Origin of the sequence: Streptomyces sp. NPDC057743, from assembly GCF_042798755.1 — a bacterium.
Classification (GTDB): domain Bacteria; phylum Actinomycetota; class Actinomycetes; order Streptomycetales; family Streptomycetaceae; genus Streptomyces.
The window spans coordinates 143,863-162,021 of record NZ_JBHVJX010000008.1; the positions used below are offsets into that span (position 1 = coordinate 143,863).

The 18,159-nt window shown below is 72.2% G+C and carries 17 protein-coding genes and 1 tRNA gene; 7 read left to right on the top strand and 11 right to left on the bottom strand.

Going from position 1 to position 18,159, the window contains the following annotated elements:
• Positions 1–173 precede the first annotated feature (173 nt).
• Positions 174–247 (bottom strand) — tRNA-Thr (locus ACFVFQ_RS11715).
• 266 nt (positions 248–513) lie between these two features.
• Between ACFVFQ_RS11715 and ACFVFQ_RS11720 the strand changes: the two genes are divergently transcribed.
• The 3 genes from ACFVFQ_RS11720 (at position 514) to ACFVFQ_RS11730 (ending at position 3,153) form a co-directional block, all read left to right on the top strand.
• Positions 514–1,644 carry an ABC transporter ATP-binding protein gene (locus tag ACFVFQ_RS11720; RefSeq protein WP_383412763.1) on the top strand — a complete coding sequence of 377 codons (1,131 nt, stop codon included), beginning with the start codon at positions 514–516 and terminating at the stop codon, positions 1,642–1,644.
• Between the two features lie 324 nt (positions 1,645–1,968).
• On the top strand, positions 1,969–2,385 hold the full coding sequence (locus ACFVFQ_RS11725) for a hypothetical protein (protein ID WP_383412767.1): 417 nt from the start codon (positions 1,969–1,971) through the stop codon (positions 2,383–2,385).
• Positions 2,386–2,415: 30 nt separating this feature from the next.
• Positions 2,416–3,153, top strand: a complete 738-nt coding sequence (locus ACFVFQ_RS11730) for an NDP-sugar synthase (RefSeq protein ID WP_383412773.1) — start codon at positions 2,416–2,418, stop codon at positions 3,151–3,153.
• Positions 3,154–3,532: 379 nt separating this feature from the next.
• On the opposite strand, the gene ACFVFQ_RS11735 is transcribed toward ACFVFQ_RS11730, so the two are convergent.
• The 7 genes from ACFVFQ_RS11735 to ACFVFQ_RS11765 all read right to left on the bottom strand — a co-directional run bounded on the left by ACFVFQ_RS11735 (position 3,533) and on the right by ACFVFQ_RS11765 (position 10,681).
• Complete coding sequence (locus ACFVFQ_RS11735) at positions 3,533–5,125, bottom strand: hypothetical protein (protein WP_383412776.1); 1,593 nt, start codon at positions 5,123–5,125, stop codon at positions 3,533–3,535.
• Positions 5,126–5,317: 192 nt separating this feature from the next.
• Entirely contained in the window at positions 5,318–6,271 is a 954-nt protein-coding gene (gene rlmB / locus ACFVFQ_RS11740; protein ID WP_383412779.1) for a 23S rRNA (guanosine(2251)-2'-O)-methyltransferase RlmB, read from the bottom strand.
• A gap of 161 nt (positions 6,272–6,432) precedes the next feature.
• The gene (gene cysS, locus ACFVFQ_RS11745) at positions 6,433–7,830 is read right to left on the bottom strand and encodes a cysteine--tRNA ligase (protein WP_383412783.1); all 1,398 of its coding nucleotides are present in this window, start codon (positions 7,828–7,830) and stop codon (positions 6,433–6,435) included.
• Positions 7,831–7,958: 128 nt separating this feature from the next.
• Complete coding sequence (locus ACFVFQ_RS11750; RefSeq protein WP_383412786.1) at positions 7,959–8,363, bottom strand: PPOX class F420-dependent oxidoreductase; 405 nt, start codon at positions 8,361–8,363, stop codon at positions 7,959–7,961.
• A 142-nt stretch (positions 8,364–8,505) separates the two neighbouring features.
• On the bottom strand, positions 8,506–9,024 hold the full coding sequence (gene ispF / locus ACFVFQ_RS11755; protein ID WP_383412789.1) for a 2-C-methyl-D-erythritol 2,4-cyclodiphosphate synthase: 519 nt from the start codon (positions 9,022–9,024) through the stop codon (positions 8,506–8,508).
• Positions 9,017–9,763: a 2-C-methyl-D-erythritol 4-phosphate cytidylyltransferase gene (gene ispD, locus ACFVFQ_RS11760; RefSeq protein ID WP_383412794.1), complete on the bottom strand. Its 747-nt coding sequence runs from the start codon at positions 9,761–9,763 to the stop codon at positions 9,017–9,019. Before ispD ends, ispF begins: the two co-directional genes overlap by 8 nt.
• A 435-nt stretch (positions 9,764–10,198) precedes the next feature.
• Positions 10,199–10,681 carry a CarD family transcriptional regulator gene (locus ACFVFQ_RS11765; protein ID WP_003953493.1) on the bottom strand — a complete coding sequence of 161 codons (483 nt, stop codon included), beginning with the start codon at positions 10,679–10,681 and terminating at the stop codon, positions 10,199–10,201.
• Between the two features lie 819 nt (positions 10,682–11,500).
• Between ACFVFQ_RS11765 and ACFVFQ_RS11770 the strand changes: the two genes are divergently transcribed.
• The gene (locus ACFVFQ_RS11770; protein ID WP_383412801.1) at positions 11,501–12,106 is read left to right on the top strand and encodes a DUF461 domain-containing protein; all 606 of its coding nucleotides are present in this window, start codon (positions 11,501–11,503) and stop codon (positions 12,104–12,106) included.
• A gap of 73 nt (positions 12,107–12,179) precedes the next feature.
• Here the strand turns inward: ACFVFQ_RS11770 and ACFVFQ_RS11775 are convergent, their stop codons facing one another.
• Both ACFVFQ_RS11775 and ACFVFQ_RS11780 read right to left on the bottom strand, forming a co-directional pair.
• Complete coding sequence (locus tag ACFVFQ_RS11775) at positions 12,180–12,860, bottom strand: response regulator transcription factor (RefSeq protein ID WP_018540121.1); 681 nt, start codon at positions 12,858–12,860, stop codon at positions 12,180–12,182.
• Positions 12,857–14,161 carry a sensor histidine kinase gene (locus ACFVFQ_RS11780; protein ID WP_376567388.1) on the bottom strand — a complete coding sequence of 435 codons (1,305 nt, stop codon included), beginning with the start codon at positions 14,159–14,161 and terminating at the stop codon, positions 12,857–12,859. The genes ACFVFQ_RS11775 and ACFVFQ_RS11780 overlap by 4 nt, the downstream gene beginning before the upstream one ends.
• Before the next feature lie 362 nt (positions 14,162–14,523).
• Here ACFVFQ_RS11780 and phoU point away from each other — a divergent pair, with 362 nt between their 5' ends.
• Together phoU and ACFVFQ_RS11790 are read left to right on the top strand one after the other, a co-directional pair.
• Complete coding sequence (phoU, locus tag ACFVFQ_RS11785; RefSeq protein ID WP_383412806.1) at positions 14,524–15,201, top strand: phosphate signaling complex protein PhoU; 678 nt, start codon at positions 14,524–14,526, stop codon at positions 15,199–15,201.
• Between the two features lie 86 nt (positions 15,202–15,287).
• A complete protein-coding gene (locus ACFVFQ_RS11790; protein ID WP_383412809.1) occupies positions 15,288–15,437 on the top strand; it encodes a hypothetical protein in 150 nt (49 codons plus the stop codon).
• 151 nt (positions 15,438–15,588) lie between these two features.
• Here ACFVFQ_RS11790 and ACFVFQ_RS11795 read toward each other — a convergent pair whose 3' ends face one another.
• Entirely contained in the window at positions 15,589–16,350 is a 762-nt protein-coding gene (locus tag ACFVFQ_RS11795) for a phosphoglyceromutase (protein WP_383412812.1), read from the bottom strand.
• A 219-nt stretch (positions 16,351–16,569) separates the two neighbouring features.
• On the opposite strand from ACFVFQ_RS11795, the gene ACFVFQ_RS11800 reads away from it, so the two are divergent.
• Positions 16,570–18,012, top strand: coding sequence for an MDR family MFS transporter (locus tag ACFVFQ_RS11800; protein WP_383412815.1), 1,443 nt, complete (start codon positions 16,570–16,572; stop codon positions 18,010–18,012).
• Positions 18,013–18,159: the final 147 nt, after the last annotated feature.

Here is an 18,159-nt window from a genome sequence, read left to right on the forward strand (position 1 = left end):
ACCTCACTTCCCCCAACGACCCACCCCACCCCGAGAAACGTCACCCCCCACCACACCCCCCAAACGCACCCTCCACCCCCAAACCACCACAACCACCACCACAACAGCCCCCCTCACCCCCCTCCAAACAAGAAAAAGCCCAGGCCAGCAACGTTCTGACCTGGGCTCCCCAGAGCCCCCTGTCGGATTCGAACCGACGACCTTCGCTTTACAAGAGCGGTGCTCTGACCAGCTGAGCTAAGGAGGCGTACCGGAAGAAGTGTACCTAGGCGCGCCCGGTGCCGGTTGCCCCATTCGCCCATTGCTCCGCCGCCCTCCCGCAGCGCGGCCGCCCACGACCCGCCGCCCCCAATTCGTCCTCGTCCGCCTACTGACACCGGCCGCCGGCCCCGGTAGCGTCACGGGCGGTTCGTCGCTGTGGACTACACCACTTCGGGTGGGGCTCCGGGGCGGTGGGCCGGCACTCCTTTACTCGGATCGTCCGGCACGTTCCTGCCGGTGAAGGGACACACCATGGCTACGGTCACCTACGACCAGGCGACCCGGATCTACCCGGGTTCCGACAAGCCCGCCGTCGACAAGCTCGACATCACCATCGAGGACGGCGAGTTCCTCGTCCTCGTCGGCCCCTCCGGATGCGGCAAGTCCACCTCGCTGCGGATGCTCGCGGGGCTGGAGGACGTCAACGAGGGCGCCATCCGCATCGGGGACCGGGACGTCACCCACCTCCCGCCCAAGGACCGGGACATCGCCATGGTGTTCCAGAACTACGCGCTCTACCCGCACATGACGGTCGCCGACAACATGGGCTTCGCGCTCAAGATCGCCGGGGTGCCGAAGGCCGAGATCCGGCAGAAGGTCGAGGACGCGGCGAAGATCCTGGACCTGACCGAGTACCTGGGGCGCAAGCCCAAGGCGCTGTCGGGCGGGCAGCGGCAGCGGGTCGCGATGGGGCGGGCGATCGTACGGGAGCCGCAGGTGTTCCTGATGGACGAGCCGCTGTCCAACCTGGACGCCAAGCTGCGGGTGCAGACCCGTACGCAGATCGCGGGCCTCCAGCGCCGCCTCGGGATCACCACGGTCTACGTCACCCACGACCAGGTCGAGGCGATGACCATGGGCGACCGGGTCGCGGTCCTCAAGGACGGGCTGCTCCAACAGGTCGACTCGCCGCGGAAGATGTACGACCGGCCGGCCAACCTCTTCGTCGCGGGCTTCATCGGCTCGCCGGCGATGAACCTCGTCGAGGTGCCGATCACCGACGGCGGCGTGAAGTTCGGCAACAGCGTGGTGCCGGTCAGCCGAGAGGCGCTGGCCGGCGCCGAGGGCGACACGACGGTGACGGTCGGCATCCGGCCCGAGCACTTCGAGATCGTCGAGCAGAACGGCGCGGCCGCCGCCTCGCTGTCCAAGGCGACCGCGGACGCCCCGGCCGGCCTGGCGGTAACGGTCAACGTCGTCGAGGAGTTGGGCGCGGACGGCTACGTCTACGGGACGGCCGAGGTCGGCGGGGCGGTCAAGGACCTCGTCGTACGGGTCAACGGCCGCCAGGTGCCGGCCAAGGGCACCCAGCTGCACGTCGTCCCGCAGCCGGGCGAGACGCACGTCTTCTCCACCTCGACGGGCAGGCGGCTGACCGACTGAGGGCCGACCCGACTGAGGGCCGACCGGCCTCAAACACCGTGCGGGCGGGGGCCGTTGCGCCCACCCGGCAGGGTTTACCGCGGCGGCGGGGTGGGGTATTGCGGGTCCCCGCTCCGCCGCCGCGGTGCGTCCGGGACGGCAACGGGCCCGCACCCACGGCCCCGTAGGGCGGCGGATGCACCCCAAAAACACCCCCATCTCCCGCCATGCAAACGGGTTTTCGTATCAATGCGTCAACCCGACGACCGCACCGACAACCCAATCCATCCCCCGATGTGATGACCAAATGTCGCCAAATCATCACTGCTCGCTACCATCACGACCGTGAACTCCGCAGCCCGCCGTATCGGCCGAACTCTCGCCCTTGTCCTGCCCGTCGTCCTCGTGCTCTCCGGGACCCTCGCGGTCACCCGCGTCCCCTGGGCCTCGAAGACCTCCGAGTCGCAGGTGCTCGCCGCGTCCTCCGGGAAGGTCTCCACCAAGGCCGGCCCGCGCGCCGCCCAGGACGTCCTCCGGGACCGCCTCCTCGTCGAACTCCAGGAGGAGGACCCCGGGGTCGCCCTGACGCACCTTCAGGAGGCCACCAACGCCCGGCCCTCGCTGGCCAAGCACTGCGCCTCCATCGCCCGCGCCCTCGGCCGCGCCGCGGTCGCCAAGTACGGTGCCCCGCACCGCGCCCAGGCGTACGCCCGCCCGGTCTGCGACACCTCCTTCGCCTCCGGCGTGGCCGCCGCCCAGTGACCGCCGCTCGCACCGCATAAGGTGCGAACCATGACCGGAGCGCCGCATCCGTATCCCACGCAGGCCGTGGTCCTGGCCGGCGGCCAGGGCTCGCGTCTCCGCCCGTACACCGACGACCGACCCAAGCCGATGGTCGAGATTCCCGGTACCGGAACCCCGATCATCGGCCATCAGCTCAACTGGCTCGCCAAGGAGGGCGTCACCGACGCCGTCGTCTCCTGCGGGCACCTCGCCGAGGTCCTCCAGGAGTGGCTGGAGCGGGCCCAACTCCCCCTCCGCGTCACGACCGTGGTCGAGACCGAGCCGCTGGGTCGCGGCGGCGGCCTGAAGTTCGCCGCCAACTCCCTGCCCCGCCCGAACGACCCCTGGTACGCCACCAACGGCGACGTCTGGACCCGCTTCCCGCTCCGCGAGATGGCCGCCTTCCACCACGAGCGGGACGCCGTGGCCACTCTGGCGCTGGCCCGCCCGCGCATCCCCTGGGGCGCCGTCGAGACCGACGCCTTCGGGCACGTCCTGGACTTCATCGAAGCGCCGCCCTCCCCGTACCTGATCAACGCGGGCGTCTACGTCTTCTCCGCGGCCTTCACCGCGCTGCTGCCCGCCCGGGGCGACCACGAGCGCACCACCTTCCCGCGCCTCGCCCGGGAACGCCGGCTGGCCGGCTACCCGCTCCCCCAAGGCGCCTACTGGCGCGCCATCGACACCGCCAAGGACCTGACCGAGGCCGCCAGAGAGCTCAATGAGCTGGCGCCACAGGCCCGTTGAGCGGGCGCGCCCGTTCCGCCTGCCCCCTCGCGTCCAAGGTGCCCGTGCCGTACGCGGCCCGCGCCTGAGCCCCTCCCCGCACCGGCGCCCACCCCGCCCCCGGGAGCCGAGCCACGCCCCCAGGGAGCCACCCCAGCGGCAGAGGCAGGGCGAGGCGGGCGCACAAGGGCCCCAGCGCCCCGCTCGGCTCCCGGCCCTCCCCGTACCTCCCCCGGCCTCCCCCGCGTCCCTCAACGCCCCCACAGGACCGTCTCGTTGCCCGTCCCGCTCGCCGGCCCCGTGCCGCCAACGAGTCGTCCCCGACCGCCCGCCACCCCGGCCGCGGGGCCGTGGGGAGAGCGAGCGATCGGGGACGCGGGGTGGGCGGTATACGGGCGGGTCAGCCCAGGAGGCCGCCCAGGGTGTTGCCGTGGCCGGAGTCGCCTCCGGGGGTGCCGCTGTGGGAGCTGCCGCTCGTGCCGGCTCCGGTGCCGCCCGAGGTGGCCGGCGCCTGCGTACGGGCCGGGGTGTGGGTCGGGGCCGACTGCTGCGGGGCGTTGGTGGTCGCGCCCGGGCGGTGCGTCGAGGCGCCGGTGTGGGCTCCCGCCGACGGCGTGCCGGGGGCCGAGGCCGAGGGCGTGCCGGGCTTGTGGGCCTGGTGGGAGGCGCTCGTCGAGGGCGTACCGGAGTGCGTGGGGGTGCGGTGGTCGGGGTGGGTGGCGTGGTGGCCGGGGCGGGGCAGCGGCGAACCGGGGAGGTTGTTGATCGCGGGCTCACCGGGCCGCGGCACGGTCGGCACCCGCGCGGTCCGCACGGCGCCGCCCAGCAGGGAGCCGATGAGCAGGGTCAGTCCGGCCACCACCGCGGTCATCACGGCGCCGCGGCGCAGCACCCGGCGGCGCAGCGCACCGACCTCGACGCGCGGGCCCAGCCGCCGCCACGCCTCGCCGGTCAGCCGGGCGTCCATCGAGTAGACGGGGGCGCCCGCGATGATCAACGGGCTCCAGGCGGCGAGGTAGATGATGTCGGGGGCGTCGTAGGCGGGGAAGGCGCGCCAGCTCACCGTCATCAGCAGCGCCGCGGAGAGCAGCGCGCCGAACGCGGCGGCGACCCGCTGCCACAGCCCGCAGATGGTCAGCACGCCCACCACGACCTGGAGGAAGGCCACCGTCAGGCCGGCGCCGACCGGGTGCGCGACCGCGAAGTCCCGCAGCGGGACGGCCAGTTCCCAGGGGTGCAGGGAGAGCAGCCAGGTGACCATCGAGCCCCGCTGGCCGCCGTCGAAGTAGACGGGGTCGCAGAGCTTGCCCATCCCGGCGTAGACCGAGATCAGGCCGAGGAAGATCCGCAGCGGCAGCAGGACGACGCCGAGGTTCATCCGGCGGCCGGGGTAGTAGGCGTGCCGGACGGCGGCGTCGCCACCGCGCCGCCGGGCCCCGGACTCGTAGCGGTCGCGCGCCTCGAAAGGGTCCTCGAAGCGGTCGTCGTCGTGGCCGTCCCCGTCGCCCCACCGGCGCCCGGCGAGCGGCCCGGGCACCGCACGGGTGCCGTGCGGCAGGGTGTCCTCGCCGTCGGTGGGGCCGCGTTGGCCCACGACGGTGGAGCCGGGGGCGTCGCCGAGCCGGACGCGGGGCAGGACCTGGGTCGTGCCGACGTCGTCGGCGGGACGGGAATCCGGGCCGACGCCCGCGTCGCGCACCGCGTGCAGGAGCTGGGTGGTGGCGCCGGCGGTAGCGCCCGGTCCGGTGCGACCGCTCCAGACCACGGGCGTGCGGCGTCTGGGCGGCGAGCCCCGGAGGGCGGGGACGCGCGCGGTCTCGGCCAGCGCGCCGGCGGCCGCGGGGGCGGCGAGCTGCACGCGGAAGCTGGCGTGGTTGACGATGACCTGCGCGGGATCGCACGGCACCTTGACCGAGCTCAGGACCGGCTCGTCGTCGAAGCCCGGCGAGCGTCCCCCCGTAGGCGTGCGGGGTGTTCTGGTGTCCACGCTCATCTAACCGAGTGACCCGCGGTTAAGACACTGCCTTGACCGGCCCGATCTGTCCGAGACCCGTCAAAAGATCACGTGATACGGCGAGACGCGCGGAACGTCGTCCCGCCCCCGGGGCGAGCAGACGGCGCCCCAAAAGTCCGGGCCGGGCGGCGCGTGGCCCGCCCGGCCCGAAGTACGGCACGGCACAACGGCTCAGGCGCGGCGGCGCGCCGCCTCCCACAGCACCACACCGGCCGCGACGCCGGCGTTCAGCGACTCCGCGCCGCCCGGCATCGGGATCCGCACCCGTACGTCGCAGGTCTCGCCGACCAACCGGGACAGCCCCTTGCCCTCGCTGCCGACCACGATGACGACCGGGCCGTCCAGCAGCTCCAGGTCCTGCAACTCCGTGTCGCCGTCCGCGGCCAGGCCGACCACCGTCAGCCCCGCCTTCTGGTACGACTCCAGAGCGCGCGTCAGGTTGGTGGCGCGGGCCACCGGCGTACGGGCCGCGGTGCCGGCCGAGGTCTTCCAGGCGCCGGCGGTCATCCCGGCCGCCCGACGCTCCGGCACGACGACGCCGTGGCCACCGAACGCCGAGACGGAACGGACGACGGCGCCGAGGTTGCGCGGGTCGGTGACCCCGTCCAGGGCGACGATCAGCGGGTCCTCGCCGTCGTCGAAGGCGGCGGCCGAGAGGTCCTCGGGGTGCGCGTACTCGTAGGGCGGGATCTGGGCGACCAGGCCCTGGTGGTTGAGCCCGTTCGTCATCCGGTCGAGCTCGGCGCGGGGCGCCTCCAGGAGGTTCAGCCCGAGCTCGGTGGCGAGCTGGAGCGCCTCGCGGACCCGCTCGTCGTTGTCGATGAACTGCTGCACGTACAGGGTGGTCGCCGGCACGCCCTCGCGCAGCGCCTCGACGACCGGGTTGCGGCCCACGACCAGCTCCGCGATGCCCTTGGCGCCACCGCGCCGCGGCGCCGGCCGGCGGCCCGCGGCCTGCTTGGCCTTGGCGTTGGCGACGCGGTTCTTGACGTGCCCCTTGCGGGCGGACGCGGGCGGGGTCGGGCCCTTGCCCTCCAGGGACCGGCGCCGCTTACCGCCACTGCCGACCTGAGCGCCCTTCTTGTTCGACGTGCGGCGGTTCCTGCGCTGGCTGTTGCCGGCCATGGGTCACCTGTTTCTTCACTGCTCTCGACGTCTCGCGACGTGGAGTGGGTACGTACGTATGGATTGAGTGTCGCCCGCGGCCGCCGGGAAGGGCGAATCCGGCTGGTGACCGGGGGTGCGGCCGGCCCCGGGACGGTCCCCGGGGACGGGCGCTGCGGACCTTAGGACAGCGTCCAGCGCGGGCCGGAGGGGGTGTCCTCGATGGTGAGGCCGGACTGCTGGAGCTGGTCGCGGATGGCGTCGGCGGTGGCGTAGTCCTTGCGGGCGCGGGCGCCCTGCCGCTGCTCCAGGACGAGCCGGACGAGCGAGTCGACGACGCCGTGCAGGTCCTCGCCGCGGTCCGCGCCGCCGCCCGACCAGCGCTCGTCGAGCGGGTCCAGGCCGAGCACGCCGAGCATCACGCGCACCTCGGCGAGCCGGGCCACCGCGGCTTCCTTGTCGTCGGCGGTCAGCGCGGAGTTGCCCTGTCGGACGGTGGTGTGCACGATCGCCAGCGCCTGCGGGACGCCCAGGTCGTCGTCCATCGCCTCGGCGAACGCCGGCGGCACCTCGGCCGCGGGCTCGACGGCCTTCCCCGCCATTTCCACGACCCGCTGGACGAAGCCCTCGATCCGCGCGAACGACGACTCGGCCTCGCGCAGCGCCTCCTCGCTGTACTCGATCATCGAGCGGTAGTGCGGGGTGCCGAGGTAGTAGCGCAGCACGATCGGGCGCCAGCGCTTGACCATCTCCGAGACCAGCACGGAGTTGCCCAGCGACTTGGACATCTTCTCGCCACTCATGGTCACCCAGGCGTTGTGCGCCCAGTACCGGGCGAACTCGTCCCCGAACGCCTGGGCCTGCGCGATCTCGTTCTCGTGGTGCGGGAAGACCAGGTCGACGCCGCCGCCGTGGATGTCGAAGGCGGAGCCCAGGTACTTGTGGGCCATCGCCGAGCACTCCAGGTGCCAGCCCGGCCGGCCGCGGCCCCAGGGGGTCTCCCAGCTGGGCTCGCCCTCCTTGGCCGCCTTCCACATGGCGAAGTCGCGCGGGTCCCGCTTGCCGGTCTCGCCCTCGCCGGACGGCTGGCGGAGGTTGGCCAACTCCTGGTTGGAGAGCTGGAGGTACTCCGGGAAGGACCGGACGTCGAAGTAGACGTTGCCGTCGGCGGCGTAGGCGTGGCCGCGCTCGATCAGGCCGCGCATCATCTCGACCATCTCGGGGATGTGGCCGGTGGCGCGCGGCTCGTAGGTGGGGCGCAGGCAGCCGAGGGCGTCGTAGGCCGCGTTGAAGGCGACCTCGTTCTCGTAGCCGATCGACCACCACGGGCGGCCCTGGTCGGCCGACTTCTGGATGATCTTGTCGTCGATGTCCGTGACGTTGCGGACGAAGGTCACGTCGTAGCCGCGGTGAGCGAACCACCGGCGCATGATGTCGAAGTTGAGTCCGGAGCGGATGTGCCCGATGTGCGGTGCGGCCTGCACGGTCGCGCCACAGAGGTAGATCGAGACACAGCCCGGCTTGATCGGGGTGAAGTCACGGATCTGCCGGGCGCTGGTGTCGTACAGGCGAATCGTCACGGGACCAGGGTAGTCGGAACGCGGCAGTGCCCTGTGCCCTCTTGGGCACAGGGCCACAGATCCGCCAAAGCCGTCCGATTCGCCGGCTTTCACCGGCTTTTCCGGACGGAGCGCTTCCGGACGACGGCTCAGACGCCGCCGACCACCTTCCGCGGCGTGATGCGGACCACGACCCGCTCCGCGTCGTTGACCGCGTCCGCGTTGAACTCCGCGTACGCCTTGCCCGTGTACTTCCGCGACAGCTCGTCGATCAACTGCTGCCCGCCCTCGGTGCTGAGCGTCGCCTCGCCGCGGATCTCGGCGTAGGTGTACGGCGCGTCGAAGGGCTGGACGACGACCGAGACCCGCGGGTCGCGGCGGAGGTTCTTCTCCTTGCGGCGCCCGACGGTCGTGGAGATCAGCAGGTCGTCACCGTCCCGCTTGACCCAGACCGGGGAGATCTGGGGACTGCCGTCCGGCTGGATCGTCCCCACCATGACGAAGACCGGGGAGTCGAGCAGCTTCTTGAGACCGTCGGAGAGCGTGGCAGACACGAGGTTCCTTCCCGTGGACCGGACCGTTGGCTTTTGTGGAACACCCGTACCCGGTTTTCGGCCCAACGCCCCCTGCTGCGCCGGGCATTTGGGCGCAGTGGGCCCGATCGGCGCAGCCCGACCCGGCCCGTCCCGCGGCCTCTCAGGCGGTGCGCACCACCAGCGCGGTGGCGATCGCCGCCAGCCCCTCGGCGCGGCCGGTCAGCCCCAGCCCGTCGGTGGTGGTGCCGGAGACCGAGACCGGCGCCCCGACGGCCGCCGACAGCGCCCGCTGCGCCTCGTCCCGGCGCTTGCCGACCTTCGGTCGGACGCCGATGACCTGCACCGCGACGTTGCCGATGGCGAACCCCTCGGCCCGTACGATGCGCGCCGCCTCGGCCAGCAGCGTCACCCCGGAGGCACCGGACCACTCCGGGCGGGAGGTGCCGAAATGCGCACCGAGGTCGCCGATGCCGGCCGCGGAGAACAGCGCGTCGCAGGCGGCGTGCGCGGCCACGTCGCCGTCGCTGTGGCCGGCCAGCCCGTAGCCGTCGCTCGCCGCGGCGTCCCAGAGGAGCCCGGCGCACCACAGCTCGCGCCCCTTCTCGAAGGCGTGCACATCGGTGCCGACCCCGACGAGCGGGATGCCGGGCACCGGCGCGGGCACAGCGGACTCAGACATAGCCATCGGTGGCCCTCCTGCGGGCGAGTACGGCCTCGGCCAGGACGAGGTCCAGCGGCCGGGTCACCTTGAACGCTTCCTCGTGGCCCGGAACGAGCACCACCGGCTCCCCGAGCCGCTCCACCAGCCCGGCGTCGTCGGTGGCGCCCTCGCCCTCCACGACGACCTCGTGCGCTTTGCGCAGCGTGGCCAGGTCGAAGCCCTGCGGGGTCTGCACGGCGCGCAGCAGCGACCGCTCCGGGGTGCCGACCACCGGCTCCGGCGCCCCCTGGGGGCGCGGCTCGACCTGCTTGACGGTGTCGGCCAGCGGCAGCGCGGGAACGACGGCCGGGGCGCCGTCGCGCACCGCCGCGATCACCGCGTCGACGGTCTCGACCGGGACGAGCGGACGGGCCGCGTCGTGCACCAGCACCACGTCGATCCCGTCGGGCAGCGCCGCGAGCCCGAGCCGGACCGACTCCTGACGGGTGGCGCCGCCGGGGACCACGATCAGGTCGGTGCGGTCGGCGAGCGGATGGGCGTCGAGGAGGTGGCGGACCTCGTCGGGGCCGTCCGGCGGGGCGACCACGACGAGGTGCGTGACGGCGCGCGAGGCGGCCATCGCGCGGACCGCGTGGACCAGCATCGGGGTGCCGCCCAGGGTGCGCAGCGCCTTGGGCGCACCGGGGCCGAGCCGGACACCGCGGCCGGCGGCCGGGATGACCGCCGCGGTACGGGCCGGGCGGGAGGGATCTGACATCGAAGGCTCCGAAAGTCCGGGCGGGCCCGGAATTAGGGCAGACAGGTTTGTTTCCTCGGGCGGGGTGGGTATGGCCTGGGAGGACCCCCTGCCCGTGAAGCTCGGGGGTGTGCCGGGCGAGACGCCCAGACCGCGACCCTTCCGTGACAGCGGTCGGGGCAGCATCCCGCACCCGGCACGCCACGGGGGGCCTCCCCGTTCACCACGGCCGGGGGCGGAGCCCGGCGGCCTTCACCGACGAAGTCGCCGCCAGCTCAGCGTCCGGCCTTCCCACACGCTCCCTGCAGATATGCCGCAGCGCCCGGCAACAGACCCTCCACCTCGGGGAGGCGGTCGTCGCTCGGGCACCGCGGCATTGCGTTTACGTCGTTGCTACTGCGTCGGCACACCGCTTACGTCACCGTGCTCGCGTCGTCGCAGTCAGCGTGCGCGTCGTCAGGACGCGAGGACCTCGTCGAGCAGGGCCTCGGCCTTGTCTTCGTTGGTGTTCTCCGCGAGGGCCAGCTCGCTCACCAGGATCTGGCGGGCCTTGGCAAGCATCCGCTTCTCACCCGCGGAGAGCCCGCGCTCGCGCTCACGCCGCCACAGGTCACGCACGACCTCGGCGACCTTGATCACGTCGCCGGAAGCGAGCTTCTCAAGATTTGCCTTGTAGCGACGGGACCAGTTCGTGGGCTCCTCGGCATACGGTGCGCGCAGCACCTCGAAGACCCGGTCCAGCCCGTCTTGACCAACCACGTCGCGTACGCCGACGAACTCCGCATTGTCCGCTGGCACACGAACAGTCAAGTCGCCCTGGGCGACCTTCAGCACCAAGTAGGTCTTGTCCACGCCTTTGATCTGGCGAGTTTCGATGGCCTCGATCAGCGCGGCCCCGTGATGGGGATAGACCACGGTGTCGCCAACCTTGAACGTCATGTGACAGGTACCCCTTCCGTGGCTATCCATGCTAACACGGGAACGGGCCGTTCTGAATGGCGTTTTCGCAGGTCAGGGCATATCTCGGGGCTTGACAACAGCGGTCAGAACGTGCTGCGAGGGGGTTCCTGGCGCAGGTATTCGCAGGTGGGAGGGGCTTCCCGGGTGCACAGAAAGCCACCCGCAGCGGACCGGAATCACGGAGATCAACAGGCGAAACATCCCGATTTACACCGATCCACCTGAGCGAGTTCCGCTACTCCGTTCGGATGCTTGGTGACGAGTCGGGCGTGATTCCCGGAATTGATCAACGATCCCGCACGGCCGCGGGTGATCAATTTCGGGCGTCATGTGCATTCCCTGTGAATACCGCTTTTCACCTGGGGGAAACATCGCGGTCACCACTCGAACAGTCGCGTGCCGAATATGCCCGGCAGTTCTCCGGAGATCGGGACGGAGATCGGGGCGGAGAGGGGCGCGGAGAGGGATGCGGAGAGAGCGTGGAGATCCGCCCGGAGATCGGGAGGGAGATCGGGGCGAGAGCGGCTTGCGGAATTGGCGGCCGGGGCGGTGCGGGCCGCCCGGGTGGGGTGCCGGTGGGGGTGGGTCGGGGCGGGTGCGCGGGGGCGTGATCGCTTAGGGGGCGGGTCGGGTGCGGGAGCGCGAGGGCGGCTCGGTAACCTAGCGGCGCTGACCCACCCTTAGGGCGGCTTTACGTGCCCGTCGCCATGACGCGTACGCGAACCGTCCTCAGCCGTCCATCCGCGACCGGGCACGAATCGTTCGGCCGCCGTAGCTCGTCAAGGAGATGCCGCCGCCGTGAGCCGCAGCCTTCGACGCGGCGTCCTCGCCGCCACCGTCCTTACGCTCTCGATCGCCACCCTCTCCGCGTGCGCCGCCGGGAACGACGCCCAGACGCTGGGGGTCAAGCCGGACAACGCCGAGACCAGCGTCGGCGACATCAAGGTGCAGAACGCCAACGTCGTCACCCAGCCCGAGACCAACGCCACGGGTCCGGCCGCGATCACCGCGACGGTGTTCAACACCGGCACCAAGGACCAGCAGCTGACCGGCATCTCGGTCGACGGCACCGGCCAGACCGCCAAGCTGTCCACCAAGATCAACGTGCCGGCCGGCGGCTCCGTCGTCCTCGGCGGCAAGGGCAACCCCAGCGCCCTCCTGGAGAGCGGCCGGGAGGCCGTCCAGGACGGCAACGCCCAGCAGTTGACCTTCGACTTCAGCGGCACCGGCAAGGTGAAGCTGAACGCCTTCGTCGTCCCGGCGAAGAACATCTTCGAGAGCTACGGCCCGTCCGTGACGCCGCAGCCGAGCACCTCCGCGTCGGGCAAGCCGGGCAGCCCGAGCGGCTCGGCCACCCCGAGCACCTCCGGCAAGCCCTCGGAGTCGGCGCACGCCGGCCACTGAGGCCCACAGCAGACGAAGGGGCGCCCCTCCCGGTCGGGAGGGGCGCCCCTTCGCGTATGTCCCGCGCCGCGGCCTACGGCTCGAACTTGTAGCCCAGGCCGCGGACCGTCACCAGATAGCGCGGGGCGCCCGGGTCGGGCTCGATCTTGGCGCGCAGCCGCTTGACGTGGACGTCGAGGGTCTTGGTGTCGCCCACGTAGTCGGCGCCCCAGACGCGGTCGATCAGCTGCATGCGGGTCAGCACCCGGCCGGCGTTCCGCAGCAACATCTCCAGCAGGTCGAACTCCTTGAGCGGCAGGTCGACCTTGCCGCCGGAGACCGTGACGACGTGGCGGTCCACGTCCATCCGGACCGGGCCGGCCTCCAGGGCCTGCGGGGTGACCTCCTCCGGCTCGCCGCGGCGGCGCAGCACCGCGCGGATCCGGGCGACCAGTTCGCGGGAGGAGAAGGGCTTGGTGACGTAGTCGTCGGCCCCTATTTCGAGACCGACGACCTTGTCGATCTCGCTGTCCTTGGCGGTCACCATGATGACCGGGACGTTGGAGCGGCCGCGCAGCTGGCGGCAGACCTCGGTGCCGGGCAGGCCCGGCAGCATCAGGTCCAGCAGGACGAGGTCGGCGCCGTTGCGCTCGAACTCGTCCAGACCGTCGGGGCCGGTGGCCGCCACGGCGACCTCGAAGCCCTCCTTGCGGAGCATGTACGACAGTGCGTCGCTGAACGATTCCTCGTCCTCGACGACAAGCACTCGGGTCACGGAAGGACCTCCGGGGCTGGGTGAGCTGGGAGCGGATCGTTGAAGGTCTCGTACGGGCGGTCCTCGTCGTCGAGGCCCTCCGCGGTGAGGTCCGAGGGCCGCTCGCGGTCGCGCACGGCCCCGGCTTCCGGGAGACGCAGGGTGAAGGTGGAGCCCTGTCCCTCAGCGCTCCACACCGTGACCTCCCCGCCGTGCGAGGCGGCCACGTGCTTGACGATGGCGAGGCCGAGGCCGGTCCCGCCGGTGGCGCGCGAGCGTGCCGGGTCCACGCGGTAGAACCGCTCGAAGATGCGGTCCCGGTCCTTTTCGGAGATGCCGATGCCCTGGTCGGTCACGGCGATCTCGATCAGGTCGCCGCCGGGCGCGGGCACCCGGCGGCCGGCGATCCCGACGCGGGTGCGCGCCGGGGAGTAGTTGACGGCGTTCTCGACGAGATTGCCCAGGGCGGCGGCGAGTTGGCCGCGGTTGCCCCAGATGTGCAGGCCGTCGGCCTCGCCGCTGCGCTTCGCGGCGCCCTCGGAGCCGCCTATGGAGCTGGCGATGGTGATCTGCTTGGTGCCGGCCTGCTGACGGCAGCGGTCGACCGCCTCGGCGACCAGCTCGTCGACCGGAACGGGCTCGGCGTCCTCCAACGGGTCGTCGTTCTGCACCCGGGAGAGGTCGATGAGCTCCTGGACGAGGTTGGTCAGGCGGGTGGCCTCGTTCTGCATCCGGCCGGCGAAGCGGGTGACCGCCTCCGGGTCGTCGCTGGCGTCCATCACCGCCTCGGAGAGGAGGGAGAGGGCGCCGACGGGCGTCTTGAGCTCGTGGCTGACATTGGCCACGAAGTCGCGGCGGACCGCCTCGATGCGGCGGGCCTCGGTGAGGTCCTCCACCAGGAGCAGAACCAGCCGGGAGCCGAGCGGGGCGACCCGGGCGGAGACCGCGAGGGCGTCCCCGCGGCCGGTGCCGCGGCGCGGCAGGTCGAGCTCCACCTGGCGTATCTCGCCGTCCCGGCGGGTGTCGCGCGCCATCTGGAGCATCGGCTCCACGGCCAGCCGGCCGCCGCGGACGAGCCCGAGGGCGTACGCCGCGGAGCTCGCCTTGACCACCGCGTCGGCCTCGTCGAGGACGACGGCGGAGGAGCGCAGCACCGACAGGACGGTGTCGACACCGGGCGGCAGGACCGCCTCGGTATGCAGGGACGTGCGGGTGGGCTTGACCTGATCCCGCTCGCTCCAGCGGAACGCCAGCATGGCGAAGACGCCGGTGCACAGCCCGGCGATCGCTGCCATCGCGGCGACCGCCGCGTCCACGTTCATGAATCCAGAGTATGTGCCGCCTCCGACACTCCCCCAGTGCTGGGAGCCGCTGCTCGGACACCCTTCGCCCAGAGTTCACCGAGGCGTCGGGAACGGTTCACCGGCCGCGACGGCGGGGCGCGGGCGGCGGCCTCTCGGCCGCGGTGACGTCTCCCAGAGTTCACCTTCGGGTCGGCGGCGGTTCACCCCCGGTGGTCCCGCCCGTCGCGATCCGGCCGCACATTGAGGGGGCCGGGACCGCCGGCGGCCGGTCCGTGGGAGCGTAGGCGCACACGCCACCCCCCTTCACCACCACGCACGCCCCCGGAACCCCCGGGGGCACTCCGGAACCCCCACCCCCTCGAAGCGAGAGAAGGTCACTGATGCGGGACGCGTACCACGAGGAGCTGGACTCGATCAGCGAGGGCCTGGTCGAGATGGCCCGGCTCGTCGGCTCCGCGATCGGGCGCGCCACCACGGCGATACTCGACGCGGACCTGAAGCTGGCCGAGAACGTCATCGCCGCCGACGAGAAGGTCGACGACCTCCAGCGCGATCTGGAGGCCCGGGCCATCGCCCTGCTGGCCCGCCAGCAGCCGGTCGCCACCGACCTGCGGATCGTCGTCACCTCCCTGCGGATGAGCGCCGACCTGGAGCGCTCCGGTGACCTGGCGCAGCACGTCGCCAAGCTGGCCCGGCTGCGCTTCCCGGAGCGGGCGGTGCCGCGCGATCTGCACGCCACCATCCTGGAGATGGGGCAGCTCGCGCAGCGCCTGATGGCCAAGGCCGGCGAGGTCATCATCACCAAGGACGTCGACCTCGCGCTCCAGTTGGAGCAGGACGACGACGCGATGGACCTGCTCCACCGCACCCTCTTCCAGCACCTGATGGACGACCGCTGGAAGCACGGCATCGAGACGGCCGTGGACGTGACCCTGCTGGGCCGCTACTACGAGCGCTTCGCGGACCACGCGGTCTCGGTGGCCAAGCGCGTCGTCTACCTCGTGACCGGCGAGCACGCGGACGAGATCGCGCCCCCGACGGGGGTCGAGGGCGCGTAACGTGCGCCCACGCGCCGTTGACGCGCCTATGCACCCGGGCTTGCAATAAGCACCAGGTGACCCCTAGGAGGCGAAGAATGGCACTCATGGCGGACTCCCCGAACCCCGCGTCCCAGGACGAGCAGCCGGCCGTCGACCGGCCGCTGCTCCCCGTCCTCGGCGCCTGTGGCTGCGGTTCCGGATGCGGCTGCGGCTGCCAGTCCGGGGGCCCGTGCCAGTGCGGCGGCAACTGCTGACCACCCGCTCCACCGACGGCCCGCCAACGGCCCCGTGACGACGGCACGGTGAGCACGGCACCGTGACCCGCGCGGCCCCGACCCGGCACAAAGCCCCCTACCGGCGGCGAAAACCGCTGGTAGGGGGCTTGCGTGCGCGAGGCGCGGGGGCTTACTTCTTCTTGCCCTGGTTCTTCACGGCCTCGATGGCGGCCTTGGCGGCCTCCGGGTCGAGGTAGGTGCCGCCCGGCTTCACGGGGCGGAAGTCGGCGTCGAGCTCGTAGGCGAGCGGGATGCCGGTGGGGATGTTCAGGCCGGCGATGTCCGCGTCCGAGATCCCGTCCAGGTGCTTGACCAGGGCGCGGAGGCTGTTGCCGTGGGCGGCGACCAGGACCGTGCGGCCGGCGACGAGGTCCGGGACGATGCCGTCGTACCAGTACGGCAGCATGCGGCCGACGACGTCCTTGAGGCACTCGGTGCGCGGGCGGAGCTCCGGCGGGATCGCGGCGTAGCGCGGGTCGTCGCTCTGGGAGAACTCGCTGCCGTCCTCCAGCGGGGGCGGCGGGGTGTCGTAGGAGCGGCGCCACAGCATGAACTGCTCCTCGCCGAACTCGGCCAGGGTCTGCGCCTTGTCCTTGCCCTGGAGCGCACCGTAGTGGCGCTCGTTCAGCCGCCAGCTGCGGTGGACCGGGATCCAGTGGCGGTCGGCGGCCTCCAGGGCCAGCTGCGCGGTGCGGATGGCGCGCTTCTGGAGGGAGGTGTGGACGACGTCGGGGAGCAGGCCGGCGTCCTTGAGCAGCTCTCCGCCACGGACCGCCTCCTTCTCGCCCTTCTCGTTGAGGTTGACGTCCACCCAGCCGGTGAACAGGTTCTTCGCGTTCCACTCGCTCTCGCCGTGGCGGAGCAGGATCAGCTTGTACGGTGCGGTGGCCATGCCGTCGAGCGTAATCGACGCCGTGGGGTGCCCCTGCGGGCGGCCGTCACCTGCGCGGATCGGTGCCGGGCGGGGTGGCTGGGGGTGACGTTTGACGCTTCCGATCAATTGTGTGGCGGCCGGGAGCGCCCGCTTTGTAGTTTGCGCGGGTCGCCCTCGCCGCCTACGGGAGGGCGTTTTCGCGGCGCGTTGCCGCTCGGCGTCCAGGGGGGTTCCGTCATGTCTGCGCCCGTAGGTGGTGCCAAGGGCCGGGGTCGGGGGCGGCTGCGGCGGGCCGCCGTAGCGAGCGTCTCGGGGTTGCCGCGGCAGTTCTGGTGGCTGTGGACCAGCACGTTGATCAACCGGCTGGGGGCGTTCGTCGCCACCTTCCTGGCGCTCTATCTGACCGTCGAGCGCGGCTACTCGGCCTCGTACGCGGGGTTGGTCGGCGCGCTGTACGGGCTCGGCGGGGTGGTCTCGTCGGTGGGGGCGGGGGTGCTCGCCGACCGGTTGGGGCGGCGGCCGACGATGCTGGTGGCGCAGGTGTGCACGGCGGTGTCCGTGGCGCTGCTGGGGTTCATGACCGATCCGGTGGCCATCGCGGTGGTGGCCTGCGTGGTCGGGATGGCGTCCAACGCCTCGCGGCCGGCGGTGCAGGCGATGATGGCCGACATCGTCGCCCCAAAGGACCGCGTCCGCGCCTTCTCCCTCAACTACTGGGCGATCAACCTGGGTTTCGCGGTCTCCTCCAGCGTCGCCGGGCTGATCGCCGAACACGGTTATCTGGCCCTCTTCTTGGGCGAGGCGACGCTGGTGCTGGCCTGTGCGCTGGTGGTGTTCTTCGCGTTGCCGGAGTCGCGCCCGGCTGCCGGCGGGGCCGCGGACGCGCCGGGGGACGCGGCCGGCGCCGCGCGGGTCTCGATGCTGACGGTGCTGCGCGACGGGAAGTTCATGACCGTCGTCGGGCTGAACCTGCTGTTGGCGCTGCTGTTCCAGCAGGCGTATGTGTCGCTGCCGGTGTCGATGGGGCTCGCGGGCTTCTCCAGCGCGGACTTCGGGCTGGTCATCGCGGTCAACGGGGTGCTGATCGTGCTGCTCCAGATCCCGGTCACCCGCTTCATCGAGCACCGCAGCCCGGCCGCGCTGCTCATCGGCTCGGCGCTGCTGGCCGGCTATGGCTTCGGGCTGACGGCGCTGGCCGGCTCGCTCGCCCTGTTCGCCGTCGCGGTCGCCGTCTGGACGCTCGGCGAGATCATCAACTCGCCCACGCAGATGGGCCTGGTGGTCCGCCTGTCGCCGCGGCACGGCCGCGGCCGCTACCAGGGCATGTACTCCCTGTCCTGGTCCGTCGCGTCGCTGGCCGCGCCCCTGTTGGGCGGCACGGTCATCGACCACTACGGCGCCGGGGTGCTCTGGGCCGGCTGCGCGGTGGTCGGCACGGTGGCCGCGGTGGGGTACGGGCTGCTGCTGCGGAGGATGCCGGGGCGGGCGGACGGCGTCCCTGCGGCCACGGCGGACGACGCCACCGGCCGGGCGGGCGCGGCGAGTTCGGGCCCCGCGAGTTCGGACGCCGGGGATCCGGACGCCGGGAATCCGGACGACGGCCGCGCCGGGACCGACCGGAGCGCAATCCCGTCGGGCTCCCAGGGCCTCCCTGACCCTGACCCATCGGACCGGCCCTAGCAGGGCGGCACGGCGCGGCGTGGTGCCGCGCACGCCCGGCGCCCCCGGGTCTCGCGGGCGCCTTCTTCGTGCTGGCCACACCCCCAACACGGGTGGCCACACGGTCGATTGGGCCGGTCGGGGCCGGGATCGTGCGGGGTGCGGGCG